1 protein-coding gene is annotated in these 284 nt (G+C 66.9%); it reads right to left on the reverse strand.

Annotation, left to right across the window (positions count from 1 at the left end):
* Positions 1-284 (reverse strand): hypothetical protein (locus tag PMES_RS16455; protein ID WP_201289033.1); only part of this gene is annotated, 284 nt, incomplete at both ends.

Consider the following 284-nt stretch of genomic DNA (forward strand, 5'->3'; position numbering starts at 1 on the left):
GTGGCATCGTCGGGGGCGACCGCTGCATCGATCTCGGCGAGGAGGGCATAATAGTCTCTTTGCAGCGTCTGGTGGTCTCGAGCCTGCCGGCCGAAGTCGAAGACCAGCTGCAATGCGCCGATCAGGGCGACGCCCGCGCCGATCCAGATGCGGTCGATGCCAAGGCGCATCGCGAGATCGCCGATCGCCGCCGCGCCGAGCAGCAGGACCAGCAGATTGAAGCTGCGGTTGATCCGCTCCAGCGCACGGCGGCGCGCCGTGTGGTAGAGCGCGTTTCTCAGCAC

Source organism: Profundibacterium mesophilum KAUST100406-0324 (genome assembly GCF_009835145.1).
GTDB lineage: Bacteria > Pseudomonadota > Alphaproteobacteria > Rhodobacterales > Rhodobacteraceae > Profundibacterium > Profundibacterium mesophilum.